Source organism: uncultured Nostoc sp. (assembly GCF_964245575.1).
In the GTDB taxonomy this organism is placed as follows: domain Bacteria; phylum Cyanobacteriota; class Cyanobacteriia; order Cyanobacteriales; family Nostocaceae; genus Nostoc.
Window position 1 is genome coordinate 1 of record NZ_CAXTNP010000343.1, and the last position, 7174, is coordinate 7174.

Genomic DNA, 7174 nt, shown 5'->3' on the forward strand with positions numbered 1-7174 from the left:
CGCATTTGTTATTTCGGGGTTCGCATTTGCAATCTATGTACAAGAGAACAAGTCGCTGTACCAGAACATACCAATATAATCAGATGAGTAACAGAGATTATCCAATACGGTTCGGTTAGCTTGTTTATCGAGGGAAGATTCCCCCAACCCCCCAATTGATCGGGGGTCACCACAGGCGAGGGGATCTTATCCCAACCGTATTGAGAGATTATCTGCCTCCAGCGATCTGATACTGTTTGACTTTAATCATGATACAAATACGTTGGTAGGGGCACGGCATTGCCGTGCCCCTACGCGAAATCTATATGTATCAGGGTTTTAGTGAAATGGTATGAATCGTTATTAAGCGCGATCGCATAGCGCAGCGTCTCGTAGAGAAGTTATCGCCGTAAGTCGGCGCCGCACCCTATCTTAAGCCGCAGAAGCGTCTACAGACTTCTCTGCTCATCTGACAAATCATTTATGATATCCCAAAGATAGATGTAATAGTATTTAATGTGTGCTAATTAGTCAGTACTGTAAACTGTAGGATTGAAAATTAGGATTTTTCTACCTAAAATTAAAAATCTAAAATTAAAAAATTGGTAACACTGATGGTTAGGAGTGCTAGAGTTTCAAGAAACTCACCGGAACTTTTCAGCGGGTATTCATGCTGAAGAAACTACAGAAAAAGCAAATTTCGATAATTGCGGGTGCAGCACTGTTTGCCTTTTTAGCTGGGGCAATGGTATCAGCACCTGAGATTGGCAAGTCTCTGGGTAAATGGCTCAAACTGAGTCAGAATCAAGCAGAGCAAACATCAGAGGGTAGCATTGCCCAATCAGCCGTCTTTCCACTGATATCACAATCGCTGCCAGAACGGGCGGCAAAACTAGCAGAGATTGCCCAAGAGTCGCGATCGCCAGACCGAAATCGCGCTCGTTATCTTTTGGCGAGTGATTACATTGAAAGAACCCAAGGGAAAAAAGCGCTGGTTTTACTGGACGGGCTAGATAAAGATTATCCGCTCCTCGCGCCCTATATTTTACTGAAACAGGCGCAAGCACAGGATATCCTGGGCGAGGACGGCAAAGCCTCGGATCTCAGACGAAATGTGCTGAAACTGTATCCCAAAGAAGCGGCCACAGTCAAAGCACTATATCTGATTGCCCAACCGAAGCAACAAGAAATAGCGATCGCTCAATTTCCTTCCAACCCTCTGACTTGGGAAATTATTCGCAAACGCTTGCAAGAAAATCCCAATCAGCCACAATTACAATTGATTTTGGCTAAATATGCTTATGACCAACCTGGCATAGTGGGCGTTTTAGATCAGCTAGTAAAACAGCCTACCCTCAAACCCGAAGACTGGGAACTCATTGGTACAAGCTATTGGGAAAATAGTCAATTTCTCAAAGCCGCGAATGCTTATATCAAAGCACCTAAAACATCGCGTAACCTCTACCGTACCGCACGGGGGTTACAGGTAGGGGGCAAAGATAAAGAAAAAGCGATCGCCACCTATAAACAACTAGTGCAGCAATTTCCCAATACCGAGGAAGCTGGAACTGCACTACTACGATTAGCAGAAACCGCAAAAACACCTAACGACGGCTTATCTTATCTTGAGCAGGTAATTAGTAAATTTCCCAAACAAGCTAGTACTGCACTGGTACAAAAAGCTAAAACTCTCCAAGCCACTAATAATCAAAAGTCAGCTAGCCAGACGTGGCAATTACTCTTAGCCAAATACGGCAACTCTGATGAAGCGGCAGAGTATCGCTGGAAAATCGCCCAAGGTAAAGCCAATGCCAAAGATTACGTCGGTGCTTGGCAATGGGCTGAACCAATTGTCACCAACAACCCCAATAGTATTTTGGCTCCAAGAGCAGGCTTTTGGGTAGGAAAATGGGCAGCTTCATTAGGCAAACAGCAGGAATCTCAAACTGCTTATGACTATGTGATTAGCCAGTTTCCTTACTCTTATTATGCATGGCGAGCTGCGACGATGCTGGGGCTGAATGTTGGCAACTTTGACAACGTGCGCGTCATGAACCCAGAAGTAATCACACCCCAGCGTCCAGTACCGCCTGCTGGTTCTGAGACTTTCAAAGAATTGTATCTGCTGGGTCAAAACCGCGATGCCTGGTTACAATGGCAGACAGAATTTCAGAATAAAATTCAGCCAACTGTAGCAGAGCAATTTACTGAAGGATTGATGCGACTGGCAAAGGGAGATAATCTCATCGGAATTGATAAAATTTCTAAATTGGAAGACCGAGAAATACCAGCAGAAATTGCCCAATATCAGACTCTCAGTAAACAGATCAGCTACTGGCAAGCGCGTTATCCATTTCCCTATCTGCGAGAGATTGAAAAGTGGTCTATTGAGCGTAAACTTAATCCTCTGCTAGTAACTGCTCTGATGCGTCAAGAGTCACGGTTTGAACCAAAAATCAAATCCGTCGCTGATGCTACTGGTTTAATGCAGGTGTTGCCGAGTACAGCTAAATGGATCGCCCCACAAATCAAGGTGGATTTCAAAACAATAAATCTAGAAAATCCCAACGATAACATCATGCTGGGTACATGGTATTTAGGTCATACCCACGATCAATATAACAATAACTCGTTGCTGGCGATCGCCAGTTACAATGCTGGCCCCGGTAATGTCTCTAAATGGCTGCAAACTCAAACTACACAAGATCCAGATGAGTTTGTTGAACAAATTCCCTTTGATGAAACCAAAAATTATGTGCGGCAAGTATTTGGCAACTACTGGAATTATTTGAGACTTTACAACCCGGAGATTTCAGGAGTCGTAGCAAAGTACTCAACTACACACCCAAAATTGCCGACGCAGTGATTTCGCCCAATCAGATTGTTATGGTATAAGGTAGCCGATAAAGTAAGCTGATAGTGTCAAAATGTTAAGTGTATAGTTTATTTGCAAACACACTTATGCCGAAAGCAATTTGGAATGGGGCAGTTTTAGCCGAGAGTGATAATACCGTAGTTGTGGAAAACAACCATTATTTCCCTGCTGACACCATTAATAAGGAGTACTTCACAGACAGTAACACCCACAGTACTTGTCCTTGGAAAGGTGTTGCTAGCTACTACAGTATCGACGTTGATGGACAAATCAATAAAGATGCTGCTTGGTATTATCCCAGCGCCAAGGAGAAAGCTAAGAATATTGAGGGTTATGTGGCATTTTGGAAAGGTGTAAAAGTTGAGGCTTAATAAAGGTTCCTGGAAGTATTTTAATTTCAGGGAATTGATATTATGTCCGACTAATTGCCCATAAAATAATTAGCCCGCGCAGACATAAGCCTGAGCGGGCTAATTATTTAAACTATTTGCGGATTTATTTTAATACGTAATTATACCTTCGCCTTACGAAAGGCTGCAAGATTTCTCTTCGCCAGCCAAGCCAGACTAGCAGCAAGGATACTACCAGCGATCGCACTTGGTTCGGGTACTCTTGCCAGTAAAATAACGTCACTGGCTGTAACAATTATATTGCCTCCTGCTCCTGAATTATTGCTATCACCAGCGATCGCGCTTGGTTCGGGTATTGGTCGTCTCAATAAAAGAAGATCACTGACATTGAGACTGATGTTACCTCCTAAACCATCGCTGATTTGTCCAGAATTGCCGATGGTGCTATTGGGAATCGTTAGACTACCAGTAGAGAGAGTTAAATCGCCGGCGTTAGTGGTATTACTTAGATCCCTTCCCTGACTACTCTCGGTCAGGCTCACTGCATTAGTAGTGATATCCACACTATTGTTACCGTTTATAGTGCTATTAATAAACGTCAGTTCACCAGTAGTGCTTACCTCACTACTATCTGTCAGGCTCAATGCATTAGTATTTATATTCACACTATTGTTACCGTTTATAGTGCTATTAATAAGCGTCAGTTCACCAGTAGGGTTATCTATCTTCACATTGTCACCATTGATGGTGCTATTGATAAACGTTAGGTTCCCAGAATCGTAAGCATTGAAATCACCAGCGATCGCTAGCCCAGAAAGTGTAACATCGGCAGCGTTAATGTCAAACACGGGGAAGTGATTATTGCTACTGATGGTAAGTAAGTTAGCACCTGGGCCATTAATAGTGAGATTTTTTGCGATCGCAAGTGCGCCACTTGTTAGGTTAATTGTACTGGGATGACTTCCCAATAAGAACTCTACCACGTCATTGCTAGTTGCAATGTTGATGGTGTCTCGTAATGAGCCAACGCCACTGTCATTAAGATTGTTAACCGTTAAGGTAGCAGCTTGTGCTGATTCCACTTGCATTATTACCCAACCCAAAGCAACGGCTGTGGAAATAGCTTGAGCGACAGCCTTTTTTCTATTGTTTTTTGTCATCTAAAACTCCTCGGATTAAATTTTTAAAATTCAAAAACTCTGGAATATTATTTTTACATCTTTTCACTGAATAGTAATCATCTTTATAAATTAGTCTTTGTTGGTTTTAGCCATGCAAAAACCTGTGTAACTGTTAAATTAAGTTGCAAAAATTCAGGTACAGGCAATACTTCATCCCCAGTCATCTCTATAGGTTGCTGTCCTGGCAAAAATACTAATACTAAGCGTTCATCTGGATCAATTAACCACCCTAATCGAGTACCATGTTTTAGACAGTGAAGAATATTTATAATTACCTTAGTTGTATTCTGTTCTGGTGAAAGAATTTCAATTGTCCAATCAGGATAAATCCCAAAGGTATTTTCAATTTCCCCATTAGCATCAAAGGGAATCCGTTCCCAAGCAAATACACTCACGTCTGGTACAATCGAACGTCCGCCAAAAGTACAGCGTAATTTTGGAAAAGCCAAGGCAATTTTTTGTTCTTCGGCAATTTGGCTAATTGCGTTACAAAGTTTTAGTTTTAGCCGCGAATGTTTGCCTTGTGGCATTGGTTTTTGGTAGATACGACCATCGATAAATTCACTAGCAGGCTCTGTTTCTGGCAGTTTGAGGAACTCTGCTATGGACTGACTGTCGTGAATCTGAGTTGTGCTGTTAATAGTATAGGACTTATATATATAAGTTTTGCTTAAGCTGTGGTAATGAGCGCATAAGCGTTGCCACAAATATATAAGCTGTGGTAACGAAATAAATTAATTGATAAGTTTTACTTAAGTGTTGTTAACGATCGCATAAGCTTTGTCACAAATAGATAAGCATTGTGAACGAACGGACAAGTTTTTGTTAACAACGGATAAGCGTTCTGAACCAAACAAGTTGTGTTGTTAACGAACGAACAAGTTTTCGTTACCAACGGATAAGCATTCTGAACCAAACAAGTTGTGTTGTTAACGAACGGACAAGCTGTGGTAACGACAACAACTTTATTCTTAACGTCCGCTTCTGTGTTGGTAACGAATGGACAAGCTATAGAACTTTATTTGTAACGTTGCTGTCTGAGTTTTGGAAACTCCAGCCTCAGCGAAGCGGGTTGGAGCAGTTCATATCTAGGTGTGAGCGCACGCTGGTTACTTGCTCATTGCATAATTTCCAACTGCCAGACAGATAATTATGTAGGCGATGCAAGTGAGTAACAGCAACGCCAGTAAACAGAGAACAACAGCATTTCCTACAGAGTCCCATTAAATGGAAAAACCGATGAAGGAACGACCCATAACATCCGCCGATAAGAGCGCCGCCGCTTCGCGACGCCCCCGCCAGACTGCACGCCCCGCCCTGACGCTGCTGCTCGCGCTGACCTCCCTAGTCACCGCCGTCGGCATTGCCTCCCCAGCGACCGCCAACTCGGCCGACTGCCCCTCCGGCAAGTTCTGCATCTGGACCAACGACATCTACAACGGGTCCTTCGCGTATTTCGCCAAAGGTTCCGCCAACCTGGCGAACCCGATCGGCGGATATGTGTTCAACAACAAGGTCACGTCGATCTGGAACCGCACCGGCAGTGCGTGGTGCCTGTACGACGGTGCGAACTACAGGACGCTGTTACTACGGCAGTCTGCGGGCGGCTACCGCGCCAACCTGGCGATCGAGGGCATCGACAACAAGACGACCTCGCTGAAGTCCTGCTGAGATATAGTAGTTCACAAGATCGGGGTCAGCGATCGCAATTTCATTGCCTGGGGCGATTTTCTCTAAGCTATCTGCTGCCCGTCTACGGGTGGAGTCAGACACAGTAGTTGATTGCAAAAGTTGCACCAAGGCTGCGATCGCTTTTGTACTGTCTGTTTGTTAATGATAATCTGCCGTAACCTGTTTGCTAAAGCGATTATAGCCCGTAGAAATCCTCATCTAGAATCTGCTCAACCGAAAAAGGACAAACCACTGGATACTCACTTTCTTCGGGTACACGAACCCCAAATTTAGCCAGCTTACCTTCTTTTATCGCCAGCTTTCGCCCATCTGAATAAGCTTTTTCTATTACCTCTTCCAAAAAATTTTTGAGAGAAGGAGTATCTGACAAATTGTTAAGAACTCTTTGACGATGTTCAAGTACCGAACCATACCAACTTCCTTTCATCATATCGGGTACATCGTGTTGAACCATTAACTTTATTAAATGCGCCAACAAAATAGTCAAATTGCTCTTTAAAGCATTTTTCTCCGCCTTACCCAAATCAATTAGCTCCTCAATCAAATGCTCAATGTCGAGCGACTCAAATTCACGATTCTGTAACTGTTGAATCGTTTGCTCGATCCAATATTGCAAATCGCGATCATATAGGTTATTAGACATTCTTCAGATTCACTCCGGTTTGTTTCAATAATGTTTCTATATCATTAGGAAAAGAATAATCATCTTCTATATCTATAAGTTTTGTTTAAGGTTTTGTGACGAAGGCATAAACTGCCACTAATATCACGATGTTTGTTACCAATATCACGACTTTTGTAATGAATGGACAACGTTACCACGGGGACTTGATTTGTAACATTGCTGCTGCAAAAGTATTTAAATTATTCTTGTGAAGAGGATTCTCTTTAAGCTTTGCATTATACGAGTAACAACATTATGCTGATGCCAAGCTTGATAGAAATCGGAGTAAGGCATATTCTGAGCGCATTTCCAGGCTAAATCGTAGTATTTACCACCCACTCGCTGATAACCACTTAAAGTTTTGACTACCTCAAAGCGATGCTCATTATCCTGTAGAATTTCCCCTAAGCTTTCTGCTGCCAGACTACGGGTG

Annotated in this window: 7 protein-coding genes; 3 read left to right on the forward strand and 4 right to left on the reverse strand. The window is 42.9% G+C overall.

All coding sequences use genetic code 11. The features are described from left to right. The first annotated feature begins 649 nt into the window (after positions 1 to 649). Both ACFFAP_RS33620 and ACFFAP_RS33625 read left to right on the forward strand, forming a co-directional pair. On the forward strand, positions 650 to 2845 hold the full coding sequence (locus ACFFAP_RS33620) for a transglycosylase SLT domain-containing protein (RefSeq protein ID WP_375515279.1): 2196 nt from the start codon (positions 650 to 652) through the stop codon (positions 2843 to 2845). Positions 2846 to 2940: 95 nt separating this feature from the next. Further along, complete coding sequence (locus tag ACFFAP_RS33625) at positions 2941 to 3225, forward strand: DUF427 domain-containing protein (protein ID WP_375505650.1); 285 nt, start codon at positions 2941 to 2943, stop codon at positions 3223 to 3225. A gap of 140 nt (positions 3226 to 3365) precedes the next feature. Here the strand turns inward: ACFFAP_RS33625 and ACFFAP_RS33630 are convergent, their stop codons facing one another. After that, positions 3366 to 4364 carry a hypothetical protein gene (locus tag ACFFAP_RS33630; protein WP_375515280.1) on the reverse strand — a complete coding sequence of 333 codons (999 nt, stop codon included), beginning with the start codon at positions 4362 to 4364 and terminating at the stop codon, positions 3366 to 3368. 83 nt (positions 4365 to 4447) lie between these two features. Next, positions 4448 to 5026, reverse strand: coding sequence for a Uma2 family endonuclease (locus ACFFAP_RS33635; protein WP_375515284.1), 579 nt, complete (start codon positions 5024 to 5026; stop codon positions 4448 to 4450). A gap of 586 nt (positions 5027 to 5612) precedes the next feature. Here ACFFAP_RS33635 and ACFFAP_RS33640 point away from each other — a divergent pair. Then, positions 5613 to 6056 (forward strand): peptidase inhibitor family I36 protein, encoded by a 444-nt coding sequence (locus tag ACFFAP_RS33640; protein ID WP_375515281.1) that lies wholly within the window; start codon positions 5613 to 5615, stop codon positions 6054 to 6056. 196 nt (positions 6057 to 6252) lie between these two features. Here the strand turns inward: ACFFAP_RS33640 and ACFFAP_RS33645 are convergent, their stop codons facing one another. Together ACFFAP_RS33645 and ACFFAP_RS33650 are read right to left on the reverse strand one after the other, a co-directional pair. Next, positions 6253 to 6720, reverse strand: a complete 468-nt coding sequence (locus tag ACFFAP_RS33645; RefSeq protein ID WP_375515282.1) for a DUF29 domain-containing protein — start codon at positions 6718 to 6720, stop codon at positions 6253 to 6255. A 216-nt stretch (positions 6721 to 6936) separates the two neighbouring features. Continuing rightward, positions 6937 to 7174 (reverse strand): hypothetical protein (locus ACFFAP_RS33650; RefSeq protein WP_375515283.1); only part of this gene is annotated, 238 nt, incomplete at its 5' end.

What these genes read in the sequence shown, in the direction of transcription:
- ACFFAP_RS33620 (WP_375515279.1), top strand. Translation starts at nt 650, where the DNA reads ATGCTGAAGAAACTACAGAAAAAGCAAATTTCGATAATTGCGGGTGCA.
- ACFFAP_RS33625 (WP_375505650.1), top strand. Translation starts at nt 2,941, where the DNA reads ATGCCGAAAGCAATTTGGAATGGGGCAGTTTTAGCCGAGAGTGATAAT.
- ACFFAP_RS33630 (WP_375515280.1), bottom strand. Translation starts at nt 4,364, where the DNA reads ATGACAAAAAACAATAGAAAAAAGGCTGTCGCTCAAGCTATTTCCACA.
- ACFFAP_RS33640 (WP_375515281.1), top strand. Translation starts at nt 5,613, where the DNA reads ATGGAAAAACCGATGAAGGAACGACCCATAACATCCGCCGATAAGAGC.
- ACFFAP_RS33645 (WP_375515282.1), bottom strand. Translation starts at nt 6,720, where the DNA reads ATGTCTAATAACCTATATGATCGCGATTTGCAATATTGGATCGAGCAA.